This window comes from Pseudomonas sp. KBN10P06128 (assembly GCF_037574945.1).
GTDB classification, from domain to species: Bacteria; Pseudomonadota; Gammaproteobacteria; order Pseudomonadales; family Pseudomonadaceae; genus Pseudomonas; species Pseudomonas aeruginosa.
This window is the reverse complement of sequence record NZ_JBBELR010000001.1, coordinates 2,163,590-2,187,834: the sequence shown is the minus strand read 5'-3', so window position 1 is coordinate 2,187,834 and position 24,245 is coordinate 2,163,590. Positions and strand designations below refer to the sequence as shown.

The following is a 24,245-nucleotide window of genomic DNA, read 5'->3' as shown; positions in this document are numbered from 1 at the left end:
GCGATATTTCTCAGGAGAGGCGGTCGGCGTAGCAGGTCGGCGAACTGCCCGGCTGCTGGCGGTCCAGCTCTTCCTCGAGGAACTCGGCCAGCACCACGGCATTGTTGTGCTGCTGGTCGTGGGCGCCGTAGAGCAGCGTCAGGGTGCCCTCGCGAGCGCAGTCGAGCAGGCCCCACCAATGTTCCGGGTGCGCCTGCAACTCGGCGCGGTAGTGTTCACGGAAGCTGTCGAAGAGTGCCGGATCGTGGCAGAACTGCTTGCGCACCTCGTTGGAGGGCGCGACCTCCTTCAGCCAGTCGTCCATGGCCAGGGCTTCCTTGCGGATGCCGCGCGGCCACAGCCGGTCCACCAGTACGCGCCGGCCATCGGCGGGCGACGCCGGTTCGTATACACGCTTGCATTGGATCATCGATCGACTCCCTGGTTGCGATGAAGTCCGATCCGGACTTGAGCTAGGCCCGGACGCTCGGTAACGTGGGCGCATTTTCGATGGAGTCTTCCCTATGCGCCCTGCCCGTCTGCTGGTCTACAGCCTGCTCCCCTTGTTCGCCGCCTGCCAGGTGTGGAAGCCCGAATCGCCGAGCACCAGTGTAGACACCCGCTTCCAGGGCGAACTGGTGAAGATCAACGGCGCGCTGCAATTCCGCCCCTGTACCGAGAAGCGCCTGTTCAGCATCGAGGACGTGGCCAATACCGGCCTGCGCCGCGAAGCCGACAGCCTGTTCGACGACGGCGCCCAGGGCCTGTTCGTCGACCTGCGCGGCACCATGGGACCGGCCAAGGTCCGCGGTACCGACGGCAAGCTGGAGGTCAGCCGACTGTACCGCGTGCAGAACGAGGGCCCCGGCTGCGACGACCCGAACTTCAAGCTGCTGACCTTCGCCGCCAACGGCAACGAACCCTTCTGGAGCGCCAGGGTGAACAACCAGGGGCTGCGCCTGGACCGCCCGGAACACGAGACCCTGGCCTTGCCTTACGTCGCCGAGGAACTGCCGAACGGCAGCACCAGCTATTCCAGCGAGGCGAACGGCAAGAAGGTCGAACTGTGGATCGCCCCGTCGTCCTGCACCGACAGCATGAGCGGTGCCTTCAGCAGCTACTCCGCCGAACTGCGCATCGATGGCGAGACGCTGCGCGGCTGCGCCTATCCGGGCGCACTGGGCAAGTGAAGCGAGGGGCCGCGCGACGGCCCTTTCCCTACAAGAGCAATCCGGCCTGCTCCAGGCGCCGCCGCAGCGCCGTCAGGCCGCCCTCGTACTCCCAGTAGGCGACGCGCCCGTGGGAGGCGCTGACCAGCAGGTATTTCTCGCTGATCGACTGGATCCGTTCGATGCGCAGCAGTTTCTCGACGAAGCGTTCCTCGCCGATCTGCTCGACGATTTCCCGGTTGTCCGCGTCGTAGCCGTGGACCATGAAGGCGGCGCGCACCTTGAGGCGGATGAAACTCATCGCACGGCTCTGCGCTGGAGGGAAAGATTGCGATGGCACACTGTCGAGCGCCCCGAGCCGTTCGGTCGCCGCGCCGGATCGGCGTAGGTTTCCAGCTCGACGAAGCCGGCCTTGCGCATCATTCCCGCCGACGCCAGGTTCTCTTCGTGACGATCGATATAGACGTCCTCGATGCCTTCGTCGGCCAGTTGGGCCAGCACCGCCTCCAGCAACGCGCTGCCGAGCCCCTGGCCGGCCGCCGCCGGATGCACTACCGCCTCGCAGATGTAGGCCCGCGGCGCATCGGCACGCTGCGGCTGGTAATGGGCGAAATCCTCGGTGCGGCGGAAGCTGGCGAACCCCAGCAGCCGATCGTCGCGCTCGGCCAGGACGGCCCGTACCTCGCCGTCGGCGATGGCTCGCAGATGCGCACGCACCCCCTCCTCCGGCAAATGGTTCCAGGGATTCGGCCCGTGGCTCAGCAGCAGGTCGGTCATGGCCTCGATATCGCCGGTTTCGGCAGCTCGCAAACGGTGCATATCCACTCCTTCAAAGTCCAACTACCAGCAGCCCGTCGGGCAACGCCACGCCGCGCTCGACGCAGGCAGCCAGCGCCTCGACCAGGGGTTCCAGTGCATAGCCCTGCCTGGCCAGCCAGACCGGATCGTAATAGGTGGTCGCATAGCGTTCGCCGCCATCGCAGAGAATCGCCACCAGCGAACCCTTCTCGCCGGCCGCGACCATTTGCCGTGCGGCCACCAGGGCGCCGATCAGGTTGGTTCCGCTGGAACCGCCGACCCGCCGCCCCAGGCGCCGGGCCAGGTAATGCATGGCCGCCAGCGACCAGGCGTCCGGTACCTTGACCATCGCGTCGATCACTTCCGGCAGGAAGGACGCCTCGACCCGCGGCCGGCCGATGCCCTCGATCCGCGAACCGCAATCCAGGGTCAGGCCACGGTCGCCGCTGACATAGGCGTCGAAGAACACCGAACGCTCGGCGTCGGCGCAGAGCACCCGGGTGCAGTGCTGGCGATAGCGCACGTAGCGGCCGAGGGTCGCCAGGGTGCCGCCGGTACCGGGGCTGGAGATCAGCCAGGTCGGGGTCGGGTACGGCTCGTGGCGCATCTGCTGGAAGATCGACTCGGCGATGTTGTTGTTCGCCCGCCAGTCGGTGGCGCGCTCGGCATAGGTGAACTGGTCCATGAAATGGCCACCGCTCTCCCGCGCCAGGCGTTCGGACTCGGCGTAGATCTGGGTGGGGTCCTCCACCAGGTGGCTCTGGCCGCCGTAGAAGGCGATCTGGGCGATCTTTTCCTTCGAGGTGCTGGCCGGCATCACGGCGATGAAGGGCAGGCCCAGCAGGCGTGCGAAATAGGCTTCGGAAATCGCCGTGGAGCCGCTTGATGCCTCGATCACCGGCGCGGCCGGCCTGAGCCAGCCGTTGCACAGCGCATAGAGGAACAGCGAGCGCGCCAGGCGATGCTTGAGGCTGCCGGTGGGGTGGCTGGACTCGTCCTTGAAGTACAGTTCGACGCCAGGCAGGCCGGGAGTCTCCAGGGGGATCAAATGGGTATCGGCGCTGCGCTGGAAATCCGCTTCGATGATGCGGATCGCCTCACGGGCCCATTGGCGTTGGTCGACGGTCATGGAAACTCCTTCAGTTCAGGACGCCGGCCGGAGGCGGCGGCGGAGCGCTGCGCCACTGGCTGATGGCGACGCCGATGAAGACCAGGCCGGCAGCGAGCATCTGCGGGCCGTTGAGGGTTTCGCCGAGGAACAGCGAGGCGAATACCAGGGTGAAGACCGGGATCAGGTTGATGAAGCCCGAGGCCTGGCTGGCCGGCAGTCGACCGACGCCGAAGTTGTACAGGCCGTAGGCGCCCACCGTGACCACCACGCCGAGATACACCACCGCCTGGATCCCCAGCGCGCTGGGCTGGCTCGGCAGGTCGGCGCTGGCCAGCGCCAGCGGCAGGAAGAACAACGTGCCGACGAAGGCCTGCATGGCGGTCAGGGCGAATGCCGAGTAGCGCGCCGACAGGTGCTTCAGCAACAGGGTATAGCCGGTGGCGCAGAGCATCGCGAGAAGTTCGAAGAAGTTGCCCAGCAGCGGCTGCGGCGCGTGCAGGTCGGGCTCGCCGGCGAGGCTCAGCCAGATCGAACCGAGCACCGCCAGGCCGAAGCCGATCCAGGTCATCCGGCCGATCCGTTCGTGCAGCAGCAACCAGGCCCCCACCGCCACCAGCAACGGCAGCAGCGCGGTGATCATCCCGGCCTGGGCCGCGCTGGTGTATTGCAGGGCGAAGGATTCGCAGAGGAAGTACAGGCAGGGTTCGCAGACGGCCAGGCCGAGCAGGTACTTCCAGTCGCCCGAGCGGTAGTCGATGCGTCCCCGCCAGCGCCAGGCGACGAGGAACACCAGGCTGCCGAGGGCCATGCGACCGAAGATCACCCAGAGCGGCGGCAGTTCGCGGAAAGCGACCTTCAGCACCACGTACGAACTGCCCCACAGCGCCATCGCCAGGATCAGGCAGGCCAGGGCGAACCAGCGCGTCCGAGTCAAGGGAATCTCCACCACGGGCGCCGTCACGGCGCCGGAAAAAGGACTCCCAGTATAGGCAGCCGACTAGCCGCGCCGACAGGCACAGAAAGCGGGCAAAACTGTTGCGCCGTGCCTCACTGCTCCCAGGGCTTGCCGCGAGTCTTCTTCTCCAGCGGCAACTGCTGCAGCACCGCGGCCTTGGCCAGCATGTAGGCGCTGACCGGAGCGCTGATGAAGAGGAACAGGCTGATCAGCAGCTCATGCAGGCTGATGCCCGCCTGGCGGTTGGAGAAATAGATCAGCGAGGCGACGATCACCCCGCCGACCCCGAGGGTGGTGGCCTTGGTCGGCCCGTGCAGGCGCATGAAGAAGTCCGGCAGGCGGTACAGGCCGATCGCGCCGATCAGGACGAAGGCGCTGCCCAGCAGGAGGAACGCCGAAACGAGGATTTCCACCCACAGGCTCAGGGGTTCGCCAGTCATTCGATGATGTCTCCGCGCAGCATGTATTTGGCCACCGCCACCGTACCGACGAAACCGAGCACCGCGATCAGCAGCGCCGCCTCGAAGAACAGGTCGCTGTCGCGCCAGATGCCGTACAGCACCAGCAGGGCGATGGCGTTCACGTAGAGGGTGTCCAGCGCCAGCGCCCGGTCCGGCAGGCACGGCCCCTTGACCAGGCGCGCCAGGGTCAGCAACAGGGCCAGGCCGAGCAGCGCCAGGCACAGCGGGATCACGTAAGCGAGCATGGGAAGATCTCCTTCAGCGGCGCTTCGTAGCGTTGCTTGATCTCGGCGATCAGCGCCGCCTTGTCCGGCACGTCGAGGCCGTGCACCAGCAGGGTCTTGCGGTCGTCGCTGAGGTCCGACGACACCGACCCCGGGGTCAGCGAGACGATGCTCACCAGCACGCTGATGGCGAGGTCGTTCTCCAGCTCGATCGGCACCTCGACGAAGGCCGGACGCAAGCGCTGGATCGGTCCGAGGGTCAGACGGGCAACCTGGACATTGGCGACGAGGATGTCCCACATCACCAGCACCAGCAGCTTCAACAGCAGCAACGGATGCCACTCCTGGCTGCGCCCGACCAGCAGGCGGTTGGTCAGCAGCGGAATGCACACGCCGAGGAAGGCGCCGAGCAGCCAGTGGCCGATGGCGAAGGAATCCACCAGCAGCAACCAGACCAGCAACAGCAGGACACTAAGCACGGGATGAGGCAATACGCGAAGAAGCGGACGCGGCAACGAACGGCTGATCATGCGGCACCTCCGCGGGTGATGATCTGGCGATACAGGTCGAGGTCGTGCAACTGCGCCGCGGTGGCCTGGACGTAGGCCAGCAGCGGCTTCGCAGCGAACACCAGCAACGGGCCGGCGGAGAGCAACAGGATGCAGGCGAACAAGCGGCCGTGGTCCAGTTCGGCGCTACCGAGCACGGTATGCCCGGTACGCCAGAACAGTGTGCTGCCGGCCCGGCTCAACGCCACCAGCGCCACCAGGCCACTGCCCAGTACCACGCTCCACAGGGCCAGCGCCTGGCTGCCGGGAGCGACCGACTGCAAAAGCATGATCTTGCCGAAGAACCCCGACAATGGCGGCAGACCGGCGACGGCGATGGCACCGATGAAGAAGGCCCCGCCGAGCAACCGAGGGTTCTGCAACGCCGGGCCCTGGACCAGGTCGCCGGCCTTGTCGCCGCGCTGGCGGGCGACCAGGTCGGCGAGCAGGAACAGGCCACCGGCGATCCAGGTACTGTGCAGCAGGTAGTACAGCGACGCCGCCAGCGCCCGCTCGCTGCCCAACGCCACGCCAGCCAGGAGGGTTCCGGCGGAGACCACCACCAGGTAGGCCAGCAGGCCTTGCAGGGTCCGCGCCGCCAAGGCACCGATCGCGCCCAGGCCGAGGGTCGCCAGGGCCAGCGGCCAGAGCCAGGCCTGCGCCAGGTTGGCCAGCTCGCCGGCGGCCTCACCGAAGACCAGCGTGTAGACCCGCAGGATCGAGTAGATGCCGACCTTGGTCATGATCGCGAACAGCGCCGCCACCGGCGCGCTGGCCGCGGCATAGGCGCGCGGCAGCCAGAAGTACAGCGGCAACAGCGCCGCCTTCAGGGCGAACACCACCAGCAGCAGGAGCCCGGCAGCCGCCAGCAGCGGCGCGCGCTCGGCATCGGCCATGGCGATCTTCTGCGCCATGTCGGCCATGTTCAGGGTGCCGGTGAGGCCATACAGGGTACCCACGGCGATCAGGAAGAACGCCGAGCCGACCAGGTTGAGGATCACGTAGTGCAGGCCCGAGCGCACCCGCTCCGCGCCGCCGCCATGCAGGAGCAGCGCGTAGGAGGCGATCAGGAGTATCTCGAAGAACACGAACAGGTTGAACAGGTCGCCGGTCAGGAAGGCGCCGTTGATACCGAGCAGCTGGAACTGGAACAACGCGTGGAAATGCTTGCCCAGGCGGTCGTCGCCACGCAGCGCGTAGATCAGCGCGGCGCTGCCGAGCACCGCGGTGGCCAGCAGCATCAGGGCGGCGAGACGATCGAGCATGAGCACGATGCCGAACGGCGCCGCCCAGTTGCCCAGGGCATAGACGCTCAGGTCGCCGCTGGCGGCCGTGCGCATCAGCAACAGACTCAATGGGATCAGCGCCAGCGCCGCGAGCAACGACAAGCCGCGCCGCCAACGCTCGGCCAGCGGCAACAGCAACAGGCTGCCGGCAAACAGGGGGAGCAGGATCGGCAGGATCAGCCAATGGCTCATGGGCGCGGCTCCTCCTCGTCCGGGCGTCCATCTACGTGGTCGCTGCCGAGGTCGCCGAGGCCACGCAGGGCCAGGACCACGACGAAGGCGGTCATGGCGAAGCCGATGACGATGGCGGTCAGCACCAGCGCCTGCGGCAGCGGGTCGCCATACTCCCCGGGAGTGCCGATCACCGCGACGCTGCCGCCGAGCCGGCCCATGGCGAACAGGAACAGGTTGACCGCGTAGGAGATCAGCGTGAGACCGAGCACCACCGGGAAAGTCCTCGCCCGCAGCAGCAGGTAGACGCCGCTGGCGGTGAGCAGGCCGAGGGTGATGGCGAACAGGGCTTCCATCAGAGCGCCTCCTCTTGTGCGACGGGTTCAGGCATCAGGCTGAGCTTGCCGAGGTAGGACAGGATCAGCAGCGCGGCACCGACCACGGTGAGGTACACGCCGAGGTCGAACAGCATCGCCGTGGCCAGCTCGATCTCGCCGATCAGCGGCAACTCGAAGTGGCCGAACGCGGAAGTCAGGAACGGATAGCCGAACAGCCAGCTGCCGAGCCCGGTGAGCCCGGCGATCAGCACTCCGGCGCCAGCCATGGCCGCATAGTTCAGCGGCAGGCGCTGCTCGACCCACTGCGAGCCGCTGGCGATGTACTGCAGCACCAGGGCAATGGCAGTCACCAGGCCGGCGATGAAACCTCCGCCCGGCAGGTTGTGGCCGCGCAGGAAGATGAACACCGAGATCAGCAACGCCAGCGGCAGCAGCACCCGCGACAGGGTTTCCAGGATCAGCGGGTGCTTGGCGTGGGCCCAGTTGCGACCCTGCGGGTCGCAGGTCGGCTTGTGCAGGGCGAAACCGGCGAGCATCGCGTAGATGCCGACGCCGGCGATCGCCAGCACGCTGATCTCGCCGAGGGTATCGAAACCACGGAAGTCCACCAGGATGACGTTGACCACGTTGTAGCCGCCGCCCCCGGAGACGCTGTTCTCGACGAAGAATCCGGCGATGCTCTCGTAGGGCCGGGTCAGCACCGCGTAGGCCAGCAGAGCCACCAGCATGCCGACCCCGCCGGCCAGCGCCACGTCGCGCAAGCCGCGCAGGCTGGAGGACTCCGCCGGAGTGCGCGAGGGCAGGAAATACAGCGCCAGCATCAGCAGGACCATGGTCACCACTTCCACCGACAGTTGGGTCAGCGCCAGGTCCGGGGCCGAGAAGCGAGCGAAGGCCAGGGCCACCAGCAGGCCGGCGACGCTGAGGATCAATAGCGCGACCAGGCGCATGCGATGGAACAGCGCCGTGGCCAGGCCGCTGAAGGCCAGCACCAGCATGCCCAGGGCGGTGATACCGTCCAGCGGGGTCAGCCCGCGCGAGCCGGTCAGCCTCGCCAGCGGCGCCAGCTCGACCGCCACCACGACCAGCGCCGCGCCCAGCAGCCAGGCCAGGTAGCGCTGCAGCGACCCGTTCTCCAGCCAGGCGGTCAGGCGCGCGGCCAGGGCCACCACACGTTGCACCTGCTGCTCGAAGACCAGCTTGGCGTCCACCTCCGGCAATCCGGCATACCAGTTGAACAGCGGCTTGCGCAGGGCATAGACCAGCACACCGCCAACCAGCGCCACCACGCTCATCAGCAATGGCAGGTTGAAACCGTGCCAGATCGCCAGGCTGTATTCCGGCAGTTGCCCGCCAAGGCTGGCACTGGCGGCGGCGGCCAGCAGCGGCGCCACGGTGTAGGCCGGCAGCATGCCGACCAACAGGCAGAGGAACACCAGGATCTCCACCGGTACCTTCATGTAGCGCGGCGGCTCGTGGGGCGGGAACTTCGGCAACCGGGCCGGCTCGCCGTTGAAGAACACGTCGTGGATGAAACGCAGCGAATAGGCCACCGAGAACACCCCGGCCAGGGTCGCCACCGCCGGCACCAGCCAGTTGAAGCTGCCCAGCAGGTTCTGGCTGAGGGTTTCGCCGAAGAACATCTCCTTGCTGAGGAAGCCGTTCAGCAGCGGCACCCCGGCCATCGCCAGGGAGGCGACGATGGCCAGCACCGCGGTATGCGGCAGGTACTTCCACATCCCGTTGATCAGGCGCATGTCGCGACTGCCGGTCTCGTGGTCGATGATCCCGGCGGCCATGAACAGCGAGGCCTTGAAGGTCGCGTGGTTGATGATGTGGAACACCGCGGCGACGTTCGACAGCGGGGAGTCGAGGCCGAACAGCAGGGTGATCAGGCCCAGGTGGCTGATCGTCGAGTAGGCCAGCAGCCCCTTCAGGTCATGCTGGAACAGTGCCATGCCGGCGCCCAGCAACAGCGTTACCAGGCCGCTCAGGCTGACCAGGTAGAAGAACCACTCGGTGCCGGCCAGCGCCGGATACAGCCGGGCCAGCAGGAACACGCCGGCCTTGACCATGGTCGCCGAGTGCAGGTACGCGGAAACCGGGGTCGGCGCCGCCATCGCGTGGGGCAGCCAGAAATGGAAGGGGAATTGCGCCGACTTGGTGAACACGCCGAGCAGGATCAGGATCAGTACCAGCGGATACAGGGCGTGGGCGCGGATCAGCTCGCCAGCCGCGAGGACCTCGGTGAGTTCGAAGCTGCCGGCGATGTGGCCGAGCAGCAGCACCCCGGCCAGCAGCGCCAAGCCGCCCCCTCCGGTAACGGTCAGGGCCATCCTCGCACCCTTGCGGGCGTCGGAACGGCTGCCCCAGAAGCCGATGAGCAGGAACGAGGACAGGCTGGTCAGCTCCCAGAAGAGCATCATCAGCAAGAGATTTTCCGCGAGCACCACGCCGAGCATGGAGCCCATGAACAGCAGCAGGAAAGCGAAGAAACGCCCCATCGGCTCCTGTTCGGAGAGGTAGTAGCGGGCGTAGAGGATCACCAGTAGGCCGATGCCGAGGATCAGCAGGGCGAAGAGGAAACCGAGGCCGTCCAGGCGCAGGCTGAGGTTGATGCCGATTTCCGGCAGCCAGGAATAGCTGGCGGTCAGGGTCTGCCCGGCGAACACCGTGCCGCGCTGCCCGAGCAACAGGATCAGGCCGATCAGCGGCGCCACGCCGGCGGACGCCGCGCACAAGGTGCGGCCGCCACGCTCGGCGAGCAGGGGCAACAACGCCCCCATGAACGGCAGCGCGATGATCAGCGCCAGAATCATGGGCTACTCCTCTTCGGTGGCGGAGCCCCCGGCATGCCTGGCCGGCGGTGCTTCCCCGCGGTTGTCGGTGCGCGGCCGGATCGCCAGCAGCTCGAAGCCCCGCCCGCCACCGGCAGGCGCGGCGCAACGGAGCTGCGATTATCGCAATCTATCGAACGAACGTCATGGATTGAATTATTACAAAATTCAGGCGTTCCGACTGCCGGAAAGCCGAAAAAAACTCTGCAACGGCAACGACTTGAAGCTTAGCAAGACAACCCCGGCAGTGGCTCGGCGACACAACGAAAACGGCCGGCGAAGTGCCGGCCGTGGGACAACGAGGGAAGAATCAGTGAGCGACGCGGCTGGTGCCGTTGACGGTCAGGATGCGCACGCGCTCGCCGACGCGGAAGATCTGGCCCTGGTCGACCTGCTGGACGTAGGCGCGGGTGCTGCCGTCGTCTTCGCGCACGGTGATCTCGACGCCCTGGGTGCGCGTCAGGCCTTCTTCGGTAGCCGCGCCCAGCAGACCGCCAGCGACCGCGCCAATGATGGCCGCGACGTAGCTGCCCTTGCCGCCGCCCACCGCGCTGCCGGCGACACCGCCGACGCCGGCACCGGCGATGGAACCGATCGGGGTCTTGGTGCCTTCGATCTTGACCGGGCGCAAGGCCTGGATGGTGCCCATGCGTACAGTCTGCACGGTACGGGCTTCCTCACGGCTGTAGGTATCGCCGGTGAGGCTGGATTGGCAGCCGCCAAGAGCCAGGGCCATGGCGGTGAAGGAAGCAACGATCAAGGCAGACTTGCGCATAACGGCATCTCCGAAAGGGATAACTGACGAATATTAGACTCTCCCGCAGCCGCTCCTGTCACCTGGCCGGCGCGAGATAATCGAATCGATTCAGCAATGGTACAGGTTCGTTCAGTTTCGACCGAACCCTCCCGCTTTCATCGGCGGAACCGATCGGCTAGGGTGAGCGCCCGCAGAAGGAACAGCCATGGACTATTTCATCATCGTCGTCACCACCGCCGCCGGCCTGTATTTCCACTGGTGGATCTACTGGCGCATCCGCCGCTGGATGGACCGCGACCTGGCGCTGTCATTCGCCGGCGACGACCCGCAAAAGCGTGACTATCTGTTACAGCGACTGGCCGAAGCCAAGGCCAGCAAGGTGAAGCGGCGCGACCTGCCGGCCTGGCTGGAGCGCGCCGCCGCCGACTACCCTTCTCGCGAAGCCTGAGCCAGGCGCCAGAGCCGGGCGATCTGCTCGGCGCGCGCCTCCAGTTCCGCCGCCGCTCCGGCACAGGCCTGCTCCAGGCTGATCGGTCCCGGCGCCAGGCTGAACGCCGCATCGATGCCGGCGTCGTGCAGGCGCTGGTAGCCGTCGCCCAGGCTGCCGGCCAGGGCTACCACGGGAACGCCGGCCTGGCGCGCGATCCGCGCCACGCCCACCGGGGTCTTGCCGTGCAGGCTCTGCGCATCCAGGCGGCCCTCGCCGGTCAGCACCAGGTCGGCACCGACCAGCGCATCGGCCAGCCCGGCCAGCTCCGCCACCAGTTCGATGCCTGGGCGGAAACGCGCACGGAGGAATGCCCTCGCGGCGAAACCCAGGCCGCCGGCGGCGCCGACGCCCGGCACCCGGCTGAAGTCCTCGCCCAGGGTCGCCGCGACCACCTTGGCGAAGTGCGCCAGGGCGGCATCCAGTTGCGCCACCTGTTCGGCGCTGGCGCCCTTCTGCGGACCGAACACCGCCGACGCGCCGCGCGGCCCGCATAGCGGGTTGTCGACATCCGCGGCGACTTCCACCGCGACATCCACCAGGCGCGGATCCAGCCCGCCCAGGTCGAGACTGTGCAGGCCCGCCAGCGCGGCGCCGCCGGGCGCCAGTTCCTCGCCGTCGGCAGCCAGGAAACGCACGCCGAGCGCGCCCAGCAGGCCGGCGCCGGCATCGTTGGTAGCGCTGCCGCCGAGGCCGAGGATGATCTTCCGCGCCCCGGCGTCCAGCGCCGCACGGATCAGCTCGCCAGTGCCACGGCTGCTGCTGCGCGTGGCGTCGCGGCGGTCGCGCGGAACCAGGTGCAAGCCGCTGGCGGAAGCCATTTCGATCACTGCGGTGGCGTCGTCCAGCCAGCCCCAGTGCGCCAGGGTCGGCTCACCGCGCGGGCCTTCCACCCGGCATTCGCGACGTTCGCCGGCGGTGGCGGCGAGTACCGCATCGACCGTGCCTTCGCCGCCGTCCGCCAGTGGCCGCAGCAACACCTCGGCCTGCGGGAAGACTCGCCGCCAACCGCGGGCGATAGCCTCGGCGACGTCGGGCGCTGACAGACTTTCCTTGAACGAATCAGGAGCAATCACGATTTTCATCAGTCACCTCACAGGGCCGGGAGTCCCCGGCCCCGCTTCAATCAGAGCAGCACAAGGCTGAGCAGCCATACCGCGAGCATACCGGCGATACCCTGGACCAGGGTCGCCAGGGTCTGGGCGCGATAGGCAGTGGATACGGTCATGCGGCTGAACTGGGTGACCACCCAGAAGAAGCTGTCATTGGCGTGGGACACCGTCATCGCCCCGGCACCGATCGCCATGACCGTCAGCACCCGGCCCATCTCGCTGTCCAGGCCGAGCTGCGGCAGCAGCGGAGCGACCAGCGCCGAGGTGGTGACCAGCGCCACGGTGGTCGAGCCCTGTGCGGTCTTCAGCGCGGCCGCCACCACGAACGGCATGAACAGGCCGATGCCCAACGCGGACAGGGTGCTGCCCAGGTAGTCGCCGAGCGGAGTGATCTTCAGCATCGCACCGAAGGCGCCGCCGGCGCCGGTGATCAGCAGGATCGGCGCGGCCGACTGGATGCCTTCCACCACGCGCTCATGGAACTCCTCGCGCTTGCTCTGGCCCTTGAGCAGGGTGCAGGCCAGGGCCAGGCCGACCAGCAGGGCGATCACCGGTTGACCGAGGAAGTTCAGGCAGGCGAACAGTACGCCCTCGCCCAGCGGCTTGCTCGGGAATACCGCGACCGAGCCAAGGCAGATCAACAGGATCGGTACGAAGATCGGCGCGAACGCCTGGGTCGCGCTGGGCAGCTTGCCGTAGCGGGCACGCAGCTCGCTGAAATCCTCTTCGGTCTGGACGACCTGGCCGTCGTCGACCAGGGGAATGTCCTTGCCGACGAAGCGATTGGCCCACCACATGCCGGCCATCGCGGTGACGAAGGCGACCACCAGGCCGACCACGATCACCAGGCCAAGGCTGGCGTCCAGGCCGAGGTTGCCGGCCGCGGCGATCGGTCCCGGGGTCGGCGGCACGAAGGTGTGGGTGGCGTAGAGACCGGTGGCCAGGGCCACGCTCATGGCGATGGTGGATATCTTCATCCGCGCCGCCAGGGCGTTCTTCAGCGAGTTGAGGATGACGAAGCCGGAATCGCAGAACACCGGGATCGACACCAGGTAGCCGATGATCGACATGGTCAGGGTCGGGAAGCGTTCGCCGAGCAGGCGGATCACGCTTTCCGCCATGGTGATCGCCGCACCGCTGCGCTCGAGGATCACCCCGATGATGGTGCCGAGCACGATGACGATGCCGATGTAGCCGAGGATGCTGCCGAAGCCGCCGGTAACGGTCTTGACGATTTCCGCCGTGGGTACCTGGTAGGCGAAGCCGGCGATCAGCGCGGCCGCCAGCAGGGCGAGGAACGGGTGCAGCTTGAGTCGCGTGGTGGACAGGACGATAAAGGCGATCAACGCCAGCAGGATCAGGACCAGGGTCATGAGCCGCCTCCTTGTTGTTATGGGTGTGGGATGGGCGCCCAGGGGCGGGTCATTTTCGCTCCGTCGGGACCGGACACGCCTTGTGCAACGGCCAGAGGAAGACGGCGCTGGAAGGGGAACATTTTGTGCGACTGCACAGTGAATCGATTGATCCGCCCGTTACCCGCGGCGCGGAACGAGCAATTGCAGCCCCAGCAACAATTGCTGGCGGTGCTCCAGGCGAGCGAGATCGAGCCCGCTGATCGAAGCGATGCGCTCCAGTCGGTAGCGCAGGCTGTTGCGATGGATTCCCAGCGCCTGGGCACAGGCCTGGGCGTGCCCGTCATGGGCGCACCAGGACTCCAGGGTAGCGGCCAGCGAACCTTGCGGATCGTGGTCGAGCAACCGCTGCAAGGGCGCCAGCAGCTGCCGCACCTGCCAACTGTCGCGCTGGCTGAACAGCAGGCTGGCGAGGCGGTGTCCGTCCAGGGTCACGACCCGCCGACCGGGCAACCGGCTGCGCGCATAGTCCAGCAGGTCGCGCGCGGCGCAGGCCGAGGCGCGCAGCTCGGCCAGGTCATGCGCCGGGTCGCCGGCACACAGGCGCGCCACGCCCCAGCCGCGCGCGTCGGCGCGCTCCAGCCAGTGCTCGAGCGTATCTGCGTGGGCTACCGGCCGGCACCAGAACACCAGGCGCTCGCCCAGCGCCGCGCTCCAGTGCTCCGCCCGGCCGCCGAGTGCCGCCAGCAGGCGAGCCTGGCAAGGCAGCGGATCGGCATGCTCGGGCAGCTCCAGGAAGACCGCCTGGCGCGGCCAGTGCATGGCCAGCCCCAGGTGTTCGGCATCGGCCGCCAGCGCCCCGAGGCCGTGGCCGGGATCGAGCAACTGGCGCAGCCAGGCTTCGTGACGCTGGCGTTGCCAGTGTCGCTCGTCCTGCATCTGGCGCTGTTCCATGAGCATTTCCGCTGCCATCCGCACCAGCTCGGCATAGGGCCGGACCACCTCCGGCGCGCCGGTGATGCCGAGCACGCCGACCAGCCGCTCGGCGTGCAGCAACGGCAGGTTCACCCCTGGCCGCACCCCGCGCAGGCAGGCGGCGGCCTGCTCGTCGATTTCCACCACCCGCCGGTTGGCCAGCACCAGCTGCGCCCCTTCGTGGCGGGTATGCAGGCGCGATGGATCGCCGCTGCCGATGATCATGCCCTGGGCATCCATCACATTGATGTTGTGCGGCAGGATCGCCATCGCCCGATCGACGATGTGCTGCGCCAGCGTCGAATCCAGTTCGAACATGGAGGACTCAGGGCGCCAGGCGTTCGCGCGACCAGCCGCCGTCCTGACGTCGATAGTCGAGACGGTCGTGCAGGCGGCTCGGCCGCCCCTGCCAGAACTCGATGCGCTGCGGCAGGAGACGGTAGCCGCCCCAGTGCTCGGGACAGCTCGGCGGCTGGTCGGCGAAACGCCGCTCGGTGTCCGCGAGCAGCCGTTCCAGCTCGGCGCGATCGGCGATGACCCGGCTCTGCGGCGAGGCCCAGGCGCCCAGGCGACTGCCCAGCGGACGCACCTGGTAGTAGGCGTCGGATTCCTCGGGAGTGACCTTCTCGACGCTGCCTTCGATGCGCACCTGACGCTCCAGCGCCGGCCAGAAGAAGGTCATGGCCGCCCGCGGATTGGCCGCCAGTTGCCGGCCCTTGGCGCTTTCGTAGTTGGTGAAGAAGGTGAAGCCGCGCTCGTCGAGGCCCTTGAGCAGGAGGATACGGCAATGCGGATAGCCGTCGGCGTCGACGGTGGCCAGGGTCATGGCGTTGGGTTCGACCGGCAGGCGCTCGGTCTTCACCGCGTCGTCGAACCACTGGCGGAACAGGCTGAAGGGATCGCTAGGGGCGTTGGCCTCGCTGAGGCCATCGCGGGTGTACTCGCGGCGCATATCGGCCAGGGACTGGGTCATGGCGCATCTCCAGGGGGAAATGCGCCATAGCTTAACCGCAGACTCCGCCTCGCGCTTGATCCGGGACAATGGCGCCAAGCGCCCTGCCCCGGTTCGGCTCAGTTGCCCTGGGCCAGGGACAGCAGGCTGGCGCGCTGGGTATAGAGCACTTCGACGCGACGGTTCTGGGCACGGCCGGCGGCGCTGGCGTTGTCCGCGCGCGGCATGTCGGAACCGACCCCCTTCAGGCGCAATTGGTCGCCTTTCAGGCCGCTGAGGCGGAAGATCGCCGCCACCGACTGGGCACGCTCGAAGCTCAGCTTGTCGTTGACCGCCTTGCTGCCGGTGCTGTCGGTATGGCCGAGTACCAGAATACCGCTCTGCGGATCGGCCTGGGCCATCTTGGCGACCTTGCCCAGCGGGTTGAGGGTGATCGGCATCAGCATGGTATGGCGCTTGGGATTGAACGAGTAGTCGGCGGGGGCGATGACGATCAATGCGTTGTCGCGGCGTTCGAGGGTGAACTCGCTACCGGCGATCGCTTCGCGCAGGGCTTTCTCATGGGCATCCAGCCACTCCTTGGTGACCTTCTGCTGGACCAGTGCCGGCTTGCCCGACGCCTTGCTCGCCGAGCTGGCGCCGAACGGCCACCACCAGGGGTTGGCGGCCTTCGGCTCGGCTGCGGCGGCGACTTCTTTCTTCGCCGCGGCGATCTCGGCCTTCTGCTCCGCAGCCTTGGCGGCTACGTCCCGACCGCCTTCGTCCTTGCCGAACGGCCACCACCAGTGGCTGGAGCCGACATGCTCGGCTTCGGCCTTCTGTTCCGTGGCCTGCTTGGCGACGGTCTGTCCGTCGTCCTTGCCGAACGGCCACCATGAATGGCTGGAAGCCTGCTCGGCCGGAGCCTTGGCTGGCTGCGAGGAAGCATCCTGGGTCTGGAAATAGCTGCAGCCGGAGGCGGTCATGCAGAGAAGAAGCGTCGAGGTCTTAAGCAGTTTCATACGTCGGGGTCCGTTGGAAGTGAAAGAAGGCGAGCCCGATGGAACATTCGGCTCAACCGCCGGTCACATCGCAGCGATGCCGGAGTCGATCCACTGCCCCGGCAACGCCCTATCTCATACGACGCTTTAGATTGTGTCGCTAAACCATTATTTGGCAATGAAATTTAGCGTCGAGCCGACAAGCGGTTAAAAGTTAACCAACGGATTACAGACACTCCCCCGCGACACGCGCCAGCTGTTGCGCCCGCGGATCCATCAGCACGTACGGCCCCAAGGCGTTGCTGACAAAGGAAAAAGCCAGGTCGCGCTCGGGATCGGCGAAGCCGATCGAGCCACCCGCCCCAGGGTGGCCGAAGGCCTTGGGGCCGAGTCCGTAGGTCGCATTGGCCACGCCCGGTTGGTCGAGCATGGTGCCGAGGCCGAAGCGGGTCCGGGTCAGCAAGGTCCGATCCTCGCCTACCGCGTGTTCGTGGGCCAACTGGCCCAGCAGTTCATCTTCCAGCAAACGTCCCTGCAACAGGCCGCTATAGAAGCCGGCGAGCGCGCGCGCGTTGCCATGGCCATTGGCGGCCGGCTGCTGCATGCGTCGCCATTCCGGCTTGTTGGTGCTGGTGAGGATCGACGGCGGATTGGTGAAGGCGCGGGTGGTCAGCGCCAATGGCTCGCTCATCATGGTCTTCAGCATGCGCTGGGCGGCAGCGTCGCCGAGGCTGCCCTTGCTCCGCGCCATGTGGGCGACGCGGCCGAACTGGCTGTCGTCCAGGCCGATATGGAAATCCAGGCCCAGCGGTGTCGCGGTACGCGCCACGATGGCCTCGCCCGGCTCGCGGCCGTCGACCCGGCGGATCACCTCGCCGAGCAGCCAGCCGTAGGTAATCGGTGCATAGCCGTGCGCTTCGCCGGGCGTCCACCAGGGCTCCTCGGCGGCCAGTGCCGCGGTCATCGCCTGCCAGTCGTAGAGTGCCTCGGGCGGCATCTGCTTGCGCAGCGCCGGCAGGCCGGCGCGATGGCAGAGCAACTGGCGCACGCTGATCGCTGCCTTGCCGGCCGCGGCGAACTCGGGCCAGTAGCGTGCCACCGGCGCGTCCAGTTCGAGCTTGCCCTCGGCCACCAGTTGCAGCACGGCAACGGCGGTGAAGGTCTTGGTGCAGGAGAACAGATTGAGGATGGTGTCGCGCTGCCAGGGCTGCTCGCCGTCCTTGTCCGCGACGCCGCCCCAGAGGTCGACCACCGTCTCGCCACCGACCTCCAGGCACAACGCCGCACCGCGCTCCTGCGGATTGTCGAAAAGCCGGGCGAAGGCCTCGGCAAGCGGGGCGAAACGGCTGTCACAGTGGCCTTGGGGCGTCATGGGCAAGTTCCGGTGGGAAAGTGGTCGGAGCATTCTTCCAGCCCTCGGCGGCCTTGTGAACCCTGACATAAGAGGGGTTCGCCGCAAGCGGGCGGCGGTGAATGCGCGCTCATGAACCGGCTGAATCCTCGCGCGGCGGCGGAGGCTCGACGGCAGGCATGGAGCTGGCCATCGCCGACAGTCGCGACAAGGCGGCAAGGTTGCTTCGGCGCACCGTGTCGACGAAACCGGCGAACGGCAAGCCCGTGATCCCGACCAGGCCGATATGACCGTTCTCGCCGTCCAGCAGGCGCCCGCTGGCCGGTTGGTCGAGGTACTGGAACCAGTGGGCGCCGACGATATACGGACTCTTCAGCGCCGCCTCCAGGAACGTTCGGTAGGAGTCGCCGCGCGCCCGCTCATTGGCCGCCTCGCTGACGCCACCCCAGAACGGACCGCGATCCCGCGAGCCGAAGTGGAACTCGCTGATCAGCACCGGCTTGTCCAGCCGCGCCAGCAGGGAGTCGTCCAGGCCCTGCCCGGGCAACGGCGTATAGAGGTTGAAACTGAGCAGGTCGCAATACCGGGCGCAGGAGGTGATCGCCTCGGGAGTGCTGACGGCGAAGCGGCCGCCGAGCAGGAGGTGGTTCGGTGCGTGCCATTGCAGGGCGTCGCGCAGGGTCTTGAAGTAAGCGTCGGCATACAGCCGGAGGAAGGCGCTGTAGTCCTCGGCGATGGCCGGATGCCCCTCGCCCGGCAGCGGAGCCGCGTAGCCCGGCGCCTCCAGGGCCTCCCAGGCGGCCAGCTCGATGCCCCAGGCCTGGGCCAATGCCTCATGGCGCAGGTACTTGGCTTTCAATTGCTTGACGAAGGCGCGCTTCGCCGGACTGTCCATGGACAGCCTCAAGGCTCCGAAAGCGAGGCCGTAGCGCGCCTGGGCCGAGCCGTCGCGCCCGGCCCAGGCCAGTTCGTTGTCGGCGTAGTAGCCGAGCAGCCAGGGATCGTCGCGGTGGTCGCGAGCAGCGATGGCGATGACGCGCTCGGCGGCCATGGCGAAGCGCGGGTCGAAGGGATCGGGCATGGCTCCCCACCAGTCGAAACCGCTGCTGACCGTGGCGTAGTCGCCGGCGATCGACAGCGGCAGGCTGTAGGGCATCCGCGCCTGTGCGGCGAGCGCCGGATCGCTCCAGTTGCCGAGGCTGTTGAAACCCCATGCCGAGAGGCGCTCCAGGGTGCGCTGGCGCCATTCGCCGGCGAGCTGGTCGGCGCTCGCCTGGGGAGCGATGCGCTGGCGATTGGCACCGAGGAAATCGAACCAGCGGCCATGCCCGAAGCGCCGCGCGGCCTGCGCGGCGACGCCGCGGCGGTCGTCGCCCTCACCGAAGAATGCCGCCAGCGGCTCACCCTCCGCCGGCAGTTCGGCGAACATCGGCTCGCGTCCCTCGACGTAGGTCCGGCTGCCGTCGGCGGTCACCGCATTAACGCCCAGCGACCAGAACGGATGTCCTTCCGGAGTAACCAGCCACCAGCGCCCGCCACGTTTTTCCGTGCGGAAGAAACCGCTGGCTTCGAACACCGGCCCACCCAGCAGGCCGCCGAAACGGTCGCGCGCCGGTGTCTGCCGTTCCCAGTCGCGGAGCTGTGCGGCCTCGGCCGCATAGGCGCTGCGCAACTGTTCGTCGGAACGAATCTTTTCCGGCCAGTCGGCGCGGCTGTACTGGCCATAGCGATCGATCAGGCCGGTCAGGATGCTCCGCTCCACCGCCCTCCCTGCGCGTATGCCGAAACGTCCGAGCAGGATGCTCTGGGGAGCTTGCGGCGAGCGCAGGGACAGGCTCAGCGCCCCGACCCTGGCGCGGTCCAGCGAGCCCTCCACGCGTGGCGCCAGCAGCATCCGCTGGCCTTCGACCATCTGCGGCATCGGCGGCCCCGCACGCATGCCCAGAGCCTCTGGCGAAACCGCCCGCAACGGCACCAGCAGGGTCTGCGGCGGGCCTGCCGGAAGCTCTATGGATGCCTGCAACCCCGGCGCGCCCTGCTCGCCCTCGATCGCGACCTCCAGGGTCATGTCCCAGCTCATGGCGTTCTGGATGCGCAGGCTCACGTAGTCCGCTGCGGACCAGTCCCAACGGCCCTGCGCCGGACTCATGCGCAAGGTGGGCCGTTGCGCCGGGCTGAAGGTGACGCGACGGAGAATGTCGCCCTCCGGGGTGGCCTCCGCCGTCACGCTGGGCAGGTCGGCATCCTCCAGGGTGATGCCGACCACGGCCATCGGCTTGACGAAGTTGAACAGCACCTGCTGGGTGTCGTTCGCCGCCAGCGGCGCGGCCACCGCGAGCAGGCCGAGAAGCAGGGGAAGATGCCAACGCGAACGGATCATGAAGCCTGTTTTCCTTAACTCCATCCCGGCATGGACAAATGCCGGGAATTTCCCGATGCGGCTCGGACGTGAAGGCTGGAGCCCTCCGCGCAGATCAGCGCGTCAGGCGATTTCCCGCCGGAACGGCGGCAATGCATTGAGGATAGCCTTGCCGTAGCGCTGGGTGACCACGCGGCGATCCAGCAGGGTGATGGTGCCGCGGTCCTGCTCGGTGCGCAGCAGCCGCCCGCAGGCCTGGACCAACCGCAGCGAGGCGTCTGGCACGGCGATCTCCATGAACGGATTGCCGCCGCGCGCCTCGATCCACTCGGCCAGCGCCGCCTCCACCGGGTCGTCGGGTACCGCGAAGGGAATCTTGGCGATCACCACGTGTTCGCAATAGGCCCCCGGCAGGTCCACGCCTTCGGCGAAGCTGGCGAGGCCGAAGAGCACGCTGTCCTCACCGTCGTCGACTCGCGACTTGTGCTTGTTCAGGGTTTCCTGCTTGGACAGGTTGCCCTGGATGAACACCCGCTTGCGCCAGTCGCGGTCGAGACCGTCGAAGACCTCCTGCATCTGCTTGCGCGAGGAGAACAGCACCAGGCTGCCGCGCGCGCCCTTCACCAGTTCCGGCAGCTCGCGAATGATCGCCGCGGTGTGCTCGGCGGCGTTGCGCGGATCCGCCTTGAGGTCGGGGACCCGCAATACCCCGGCCTCGGCATGATGGAAGGGGCTCGGCACCACCGCGGTGACCGCGTTGCGCGGCAGGCCGGCGCGCATGCGATAGCGGTCGAAGGTGCCCAACGCGGTCAGGGTCGCCGAGGTCACCAGCACGCCATAGGCGACGTTCCACAGGTTGCGGCGCAGGGTCTCGGCGGCGAGGATCGGGCTGGCGTTGGCTTCGATGTCGTAGAAGCTGCCGCTCTCGGCGAGGGTCAGCCAGCGCGCCATCGGCGGGCTGTCCTGCGGGTCCTCGCAGGTGAAGGCGGTCCACAGTTCCCAGTTGCCCTGGGCGCGCGCCAAAAGACTACCGAACAGCGGGTACCACTCCTCCGCCTGGTGGCTGGCGATGCCGCCGGCGCCTTCGCCGTCCATCGCCTCCTTGAGGATATCGGTGAGGCGGGTGAACAGGTCGGTCAGCTTGGAGAAGCCTTTCTTCAGCTCGATGCCCATCTCGCGGATATGCTCGGGGACCACCCCGCCGACGAAACGGTGACGCGGCCGCTCGCGACCTTCCATGTCCTCGCCGGCGCGGAAATCGCCGATCTCTTCGCAGGCGGTGAACATGAACTGCTGCTGGGTCTTGATCTCCCGGGCCAGCTCCGGCACCTGTTCGATCAGGCGGCCGAGGTCGCCCGGCAGCGGGTGCTGGGCGAGCAGCTTGGTGAGGTTCTTGGCGATCTGCTCCAGCCAGTCGGCGGTAGCGCGCAGGCGGGTGAAATGGGCGAAATGGCCAATCGCCTTGTCCGGCAGGTGATGGCCCTCGTCGAACACGTAGAGAGTCTCGCGCGGATCGGGCAGGATGGCGCCGCCGCCCAGGGCCAGGTCAGCCAGGACCAGGTCGTGGTTGGTGACGATCACGTCGACCTTGGTCATCCCTTCACGCGCCTTGTAGAAGGCGCACTGCTGGAAGTTCGGGCAATGTCGGTTGGTGCACTGGCTGTGATCGGTGGTGAGCTGCGCCCAATGCGCGTCGTCGATCGCCTCCGGCCAGCTGTCGCGGTCGCCGTCCCAGCGGTTGCCGGCCAGGCGTTCGATCATCTGGTTGAACAGCTTGCTGCTGGTCTCGTCGACGTCGATGTTGAAACCGTCGTCGGCGAACAGTTGCGCCGTCGCGCTTTGCGCCTGGCCTTCCTGCAGCAGCACGTCGAGCTTGGACAGGCACAGGTAGCGCCCGCGGCCCTTGGCCAGGGCGAAGCTGAAGGCCAGCCCGCTGTTGCGCAGCAGGTCGGGAAGATCCTTGTGGACGATCTGCTCCTGCAGGGCGACGGTCGCGGTGGCTATCACCAGGCGCTTGCCACTGGCCTTGGCGCAGGCGATCGCCGCCAGGCTGTAGGCCACGGTCTTGCCGGTACCGGTTCCGGCCTCCACCGCGACCACCGCCGGCTCGCCCTCGCGGTGCCCCTCCTCGTCCTCCTTGATCGCGCCGAGGGCCTTGGCCACTTCGGCGATCATCAGGCGCTGGCCATAGCGAGGCTTCAGCTCCTTGGCTTCGAGAAAGCGGGTGTAGGCACCCTGGATCTGGGACTTGAGTTCGGCGCTGAGCATGGAGTTCCTGGGCCCGGCGCGCAGCGGAAGGCGAATCCGCCGGCGCGCCATAGCTGGATAAATTTTCAGTGGTTCGACAGGGCGGCTATGATAACGCGCTTCGTCACAACCGCCAGCGGAGATCGCCGAATGACCCCCTACGCCCTCGTCTACGCCCTGCATGTTCTGGCCGCCCTGGTCTGGGTCGGAGGCATGTTCTTCGCCTGGACGATTCTTCGTCCGGCGGCCGTCGCCGCGCTGGAGGCCCCAGCCCGCCTGGGCCTGTGGCTGGAGGTGTTCCGCCGTTTCTTCCATTGGGTCTGGGCGGCGGTGATCCTGCTGCCGATCAGCGGCGTCGGCATGCTGCACCTGAGCTTCAACGGTTTCGCCGGCGCGCCGCGCTACGTACAGGTAATGATGGGACTCTACGTCGCCATGCTGGCACTGTTCCTGCGGGTGCAGGCGCTGCAAGTGCCGGAACTGCGCCGCGCGGTGCAGGCCCAGGACTGGCCGGCGGGCGGGCAGGCGCTGGGGAAGATCCGCCGCACCGTCGGCTTCAACCTGTTCCTCGGCCTGTTGCTGATAGCCCTGGTAGCGGCACGCCCGAGCCTCTGAACCGGCGATGCGCCGGCAGCTGTGCTGCCGGCCTCTCCTCAGAAGCGCACGACGTCCAGGCTGCCATCACTGCCGTTGGTGCCGTTCGCGCCGTCCTCTCCGCTGCGCCCCGCACGACCGGCATCCACCGAGTAGATCCAGCAACCGGTGGCGTTATCCGCCGCACCCGGTTTGCCGGCCTTGCCTCCGGCGCCGCCGACGCCGCCTTGCAGACGGGTTTGCAAGCGCTCCAGAGGAAAATCGCCCGGCACTTCCAGACGAATCCGACCACCCGCCCCGCCCGGACCGCCGTCGCTTCCGGATTGGCCGTCGCCACCTTTCAGCGCGCTGCCCCAGAGGCAGCCGGAGGCCTTGCCGGAAGCCCCGTCCAGGCCATCGTAACCCGGCGCGCCGACGCCGCCGCGGGCATCCAGCAGCAGGCTTTCCACCTCCACCGCCTGCAGGCGCAAGGTCAGGTCGCGGCCGTTACCGGCGCTTTGCCGGAAGGTGCCGGTCGCGCCGGGCGCGGAAATGATGCTGCCATCGGCCAGGCGGCCGCTGACGACTTCGATGCTGATTCGCTCCTCGCCCGGCGCCACGCCGATCCGGGCGTTCTTCGCCATGTGCAGTTCCTCGATGCGCAGGACGCTGACCTCCAGCGGAATCAGCAGGGCGGCATCCTCGCCGATCTCCACTCTGCGCAGGCGCAGCTCCTGAGCCCGCTTGGGCAGGCGCATCACCGAGTTCGCCTGAACCTTCACGGTTCCGCCGATACCCTGCTGGCGTGCCGACGGCGCCTCGGCCGAAAACGCGGCGCCAGCCCAGGCCAGGGGAACGACCAGGAACAATCCGAGCATGGCCTTACGCATGATCGTCCTCCTTGTCCTGCGGCAACTCGCTGGCCGGGCTCAGCGCCGGCAACGCAAGCATGTGGAAGACCCCGAACAGCAGGACCTGGAGACGATCCAGCCAGGGATGCGCGCGCGCTTTCAGGCGTCGTCCGAGGACGAGAATCTCGATCAGGTGGATCAACAGGATCAGGCCGCCGGCTATCGACAACAGCCAGTTCAGCGGATAGGCGAACGGATGCAGCAGATTGACCAGCACCGCGCCCCAGAACACCAGGGTCACGAGCTTGCCCAGCCCGAGAAACGCTTTCATGGAACTCCCCCCAAGACATCGTGTGCGGGGGAACATACTCG

The 24,245-nt window shown here is 67.6% G+C and carries 25 protein-coding genes; 3 read left to right on the top strand and 22 right to left on the bottom strand.

Going from position 1 to position 24,245, the window contains the following annotated elements; all coding sequences use genetic code 11:
- Positions 1-10: 10 nt before the first annotated feature.
- Complete coding sequence (locus VQ065_RS10450; RefSeq protein WP_003086382.1) at positions 11-409, bottom strand: DUF488 domain-containing protein; 399 nt, start codon at positions 407-409, stop codon at positions 11-13.
- 94 nt (positions 410-503) lie between these two features.
- Here VQ065_RS10450 and VQ065_RS10445 point away from each other — a divergent pair, with 94 nt between their 5' ends.
- Complete coding sequence (locus tag VQ065_RS10445; protein ID WP_003082099.1) at positions 504-1,169, top strand: COG3650 family protein; 666 nt, start codon at positions 504-506, stop codon at positions 1,167-1,169.
- Between the two features lie 28 nt (positions 1,170-1,197).
- Here the strand turns inward: VQ065_RS10445 and VQ065_RS10440 are convergent, their stop codons facing one another.
- The 11 genes from VQ065_RS10440 to VQ065_RS10390 all read right to left on the bottom strand — a co-directional run bounded on the left by VQ065_RS10440 (position 1,198) and on the right by VQ065_RS10390 (position 10,652).
- Positions 1,198-1,449 (bottom strand): hypothetical protein, encoded by a 252-nt coding sequence (locus VQ065_RS10440; protein ID WP_003082096.1) that lies wholly within the window; start codon positions 1,447-1,449, stop codon positions 1,198-1,200.
- Positions 1,446-1,967, bottom strand: coding sequence for a GNAT family N-acetyltransferase (locus VQ065_RS10435; RefSeq protein WP_003086379.1), 522 nt, complete (start codon positions 1,965-1,967; stop codon positions 1,446-1,448). The genes VQ065_RS10440 and VQ065_RS10435 overlap by 4 nt, the downstream gene beginning before the upstream one ends.
- 10 nt (positions 1,968-1,977) lie before the next feature.
- Positions 1,978-3,075 carry a PLP-dependent cysteine synthase family protein gene (locus VQ065_RS10430; RefSeq protein WP_003086377.1) on the bottom strand — a complete coding sequence of 366 codons (1,098 nt, stop codon included), beginning with the start codon at positions 3,073-3,075 and terminating at the stop codon, positions 1,978-1,980.
- 10 nt (positions 3,076-3,085) lie between these two features.
- Positions 3,086-3,991, bottom strand: coding sequence for a DMT family transporter (locus VQ065_RS10425; protein ID WP_015503353.1), 906 nt, complete (start codon positions 3,989-3,991; stop codon positions 3,086-3,088).
- 113 nt (positions 3,992-4,104) lie between these two features.
- On the bottom strand, positions 4,105-4,452 hold the full coding sequence (locus VQ065_RS10420; RefSeq protein WP_003086373.1) for a Na+/H+ antiporter subunit G: 348 nt from the start codon (positions 4,450-4,452) through the stop codon (positions 4,105-4,107).
- Complete coding sequence (locus tag VQ065_RS10415) at positions 4,449-4,718, bottom strand: K+/H+ antiporter subunit F (protein ID WP_003082079.1); 270 nt, start codon at positions 4,716-4,718, stop codon at positions 4,449-4,451. Before VQ065_RS10415 ends, VQ065_RS10420 begins: the two co-directional genes overlap by 4 nt.
- A complete protein-coding gene (locus VQ065_RS10410) occupies positions 4,703-5,227 on the bottom strand; it encodes a Na+/H+ antiporter subunit E (RefSeq protein WP_003086371.1) in 525 nt (174 codons plus the stop codon). The genes VQ065_RS10415 and VQ065_RS10410 overlap by 16 nt, the downstream gene beginning before the upstream one ends.
- Positions 5,224-6,723 carry a monovalent cation/H+ antiporter subunit D gene (locus tag VQ065_RS10405; protein WP_003086369.1) on the bottom strand — a complete coding sequence of 500 codons (1,500 nt, stop codon included), beginning with the start codon at positions 6,721-6,723 and terminating at the stop codon, positions 5,224-5,226. The genes VQ065_RS10410 and VQ065_RS10405 overlap by 4 nt, the downstream gene beginning before the upstream one ends.
- A complete protein-coding gene (locus tag VQ065_RS10400) occupies positions 6,720-7,058 on the bottom strand; it encodes a Na+/H+ antiporter subunit C (protein WP_003082068.1) in 339 nt (112 codons plus the stop codon). Before VQ065_RS10400 ends, VQ065_RS10405 begins: the two co-directional genes overlap by 4 nt.
- The gene (locus VQ065_RS10395; protein WP_003086367.1) at positions 7,058-9,859 is read right to left on the bottom strand and encodes a monovalent cation/H+ antiporter subunit A; all 2,802 of its coding nucleotides are present in this window, start codon (positions 9,857-9,859) and stop codon (positions 7,058-7,060) included. The genes VQ065_RS10400 and VQ065_RS10395 overlap by 1 nt, the downstream gene beginning before the upstream one ends.
- Positions 9,860-10,187: 328 nt before the next feature.
- Positions 10,188-10,652 (bottom strand): outer membrane lipoprotein, encoded by a 465-nt coding sequence (locus VQ065_RS10390; RefSeq protein WP_003082056.1) that lies wholly within the window; start codon positions 10,650-10,652, stop codon positions 10,188-10,190.
- A 187-nt stretch (positions 10,653-10,839) separates the two neighbouring features.
- On the opposite strand from VQ065_RS10390, the gene VQ065_RS10385 reads away from it, so the two are divergent.
- On the top strand, positions 10,840-11,082 hold the full coding sequence (locus VQ065_RS10385) for a hypothetical protein (RefSeq protein WP_003082053.1): 243 nt from the start codon (positions 10,840-10,842) through the stop codon (positions 11,080-11,082).
- Here the strand turns inward: VQ065_RS10385 and VQ065_RS10380 are convergent.
- From VQ065_RS10380 to dinG, 8 genes are all read right to left on the bottom strand, one after another.
- Complete coding sequence (locus VQ065_RS10380) at positions 11,061-12,206, bottom strand: glycerate kinase (protein ID WP_003140617.1); 1,146 nt, start codon at positions 12,204-12,206, stop codon at positions 11,061-11,063. The genes VQ065_RS10385 and VQ065_RS10380 overlap by 22 nt on opposite strands.
- Positions 12,207-12,247: 41 nt before the next feature.
- Positions 12,248-13,606 carry a GntP family permease gene (locus VQ065_RS10375; protein WP_003086363.1) on the bottom strand — a complete coding sequence of 453 codons (1,359 nt, stop codon included), beginning with the start codon at positions 13,604-13,606 and terminating at the stop codon, positions 12,248-12,250.
- Positions 13,607-13,765: 159 nt separating this feature from the next.
- Positions 13,766-14,878 (bottom strand): CdaR family transcriptional regulator, encoded by a 1,113-nt coding sequence (locus VQ065_RS10370; RefSeq protein WP_003112517.1) that lies wholly within the window; start codon positions 14,876-14,878, stop codon positions 13,766-13,768.
- A gap of 7 nt (positions 14,879-14,885) precedes the next feature.
- Positions 14,886-15,533: a pyridoxamine 5'-phosphate oxidase gene (pdxH, locus tag VQ065_RS10365; protein ID WP_003086357.1), complete on the bottom strand. Its 648-nt coding sequence runs from the start codon at positions 15,531-15,533 to the stop codon at positions 14,886-14,888.
- Positions 15,534-15,631: 98 nt separating this feature from the next.
- Positions 15,632-16,513 carry an OmpA family protein gene (locus VQ065_RS10360; protein ID WP_003082037.1) on the bottom strand — a complete coding sequence of 294 codons (882 nt, stop codon included), beginning with the start codon at positions 16,511-16,513 and terminating at the stop codon, positions 15,632-15,634.
- A 205-nt stretch (positions 16,514-16,718) separates the two neighbouring features.
- Positions 16,719-17,864: an EstA family serine hydrolase gene (locus VQ065_RS10355; RefSeq protein WP_003086355.1), complete on the bottom strand. Its 1,146-nt coding sequence runs from the start codon at positions 17,862-17,864 to the stop codon at positions 16,719-16,721.
- A 109-nt stretch (positions 17,865-17,973) separates the two neighbouring features.
- Entirely contained in the window at positions 17,974-20,247 is a 2,274-nt protein-coding gene (locus VQ065_RS10350) for a beta-agarase (protein WP_073660295.1), read from the bottom strand.
- 78 nt (positions 20,248-20,325) lie between these two features.
- Positions 20,326-22,470, bottom strand: coding sequence for an ATP-dependent DNA helicase DinG (dinG, locus tag VQ065_RS10345; RefSeq protein ID WP_003086351.1), 2,145 nt, complete (start codon positions 22,468-22,470; stop codon positions 20,326-20,328).
- A 129-nt stretch (positions 22,471-22,599) separates the two neighbouring features.
- Here dinG and VQ065_RS10340 point away from each other — a divergent pair, with 129 nt between their 5' ends.
- Positions 22,600-23,064: a CopD family protein gene (locus VQ065_RS10340; RefSeq protein ID WP_003086349.1), complete on the top strand. Its 465-nt coding sequence runs from the start codon at positions 22,600-22,602 to the stop codon at positions 23,062-23,064.
- A 38-nt stretch (positions 23,065-23,102) separates the two neighbouring features.
- Here the strand turns inward: VQ065_RS10340 and VQ065_RS10335 are convergent, their stop codons facing one another.
- Positions 23,103-23,912 (bottom strand): hypothetical protein, encoded by an 810-nt coding sequence (locus VQ065_RS10335; protein ID WP_003086347.1) that lies wholly within the window; start codon positions 23,910-23,912, stop codon positions 23,103-23,105.
- A complete protein-coding gene (locus VQ065_RS10330; RefSeq protein WP_003086345.1) occupies positions 23,905-24,204 on the bottom strand; it encodes a DUF1145 domain-containing protein in 300 nt (99 codons plus the stop codon). The genes VQ065_RS10335 and VQ065_RS10330 overlap by 8 nt, the downstream gene beginning before the upstream one ends.
- Between the last annotated feature and the right edge of the window lie 41 nt (positions 24,205-24,245).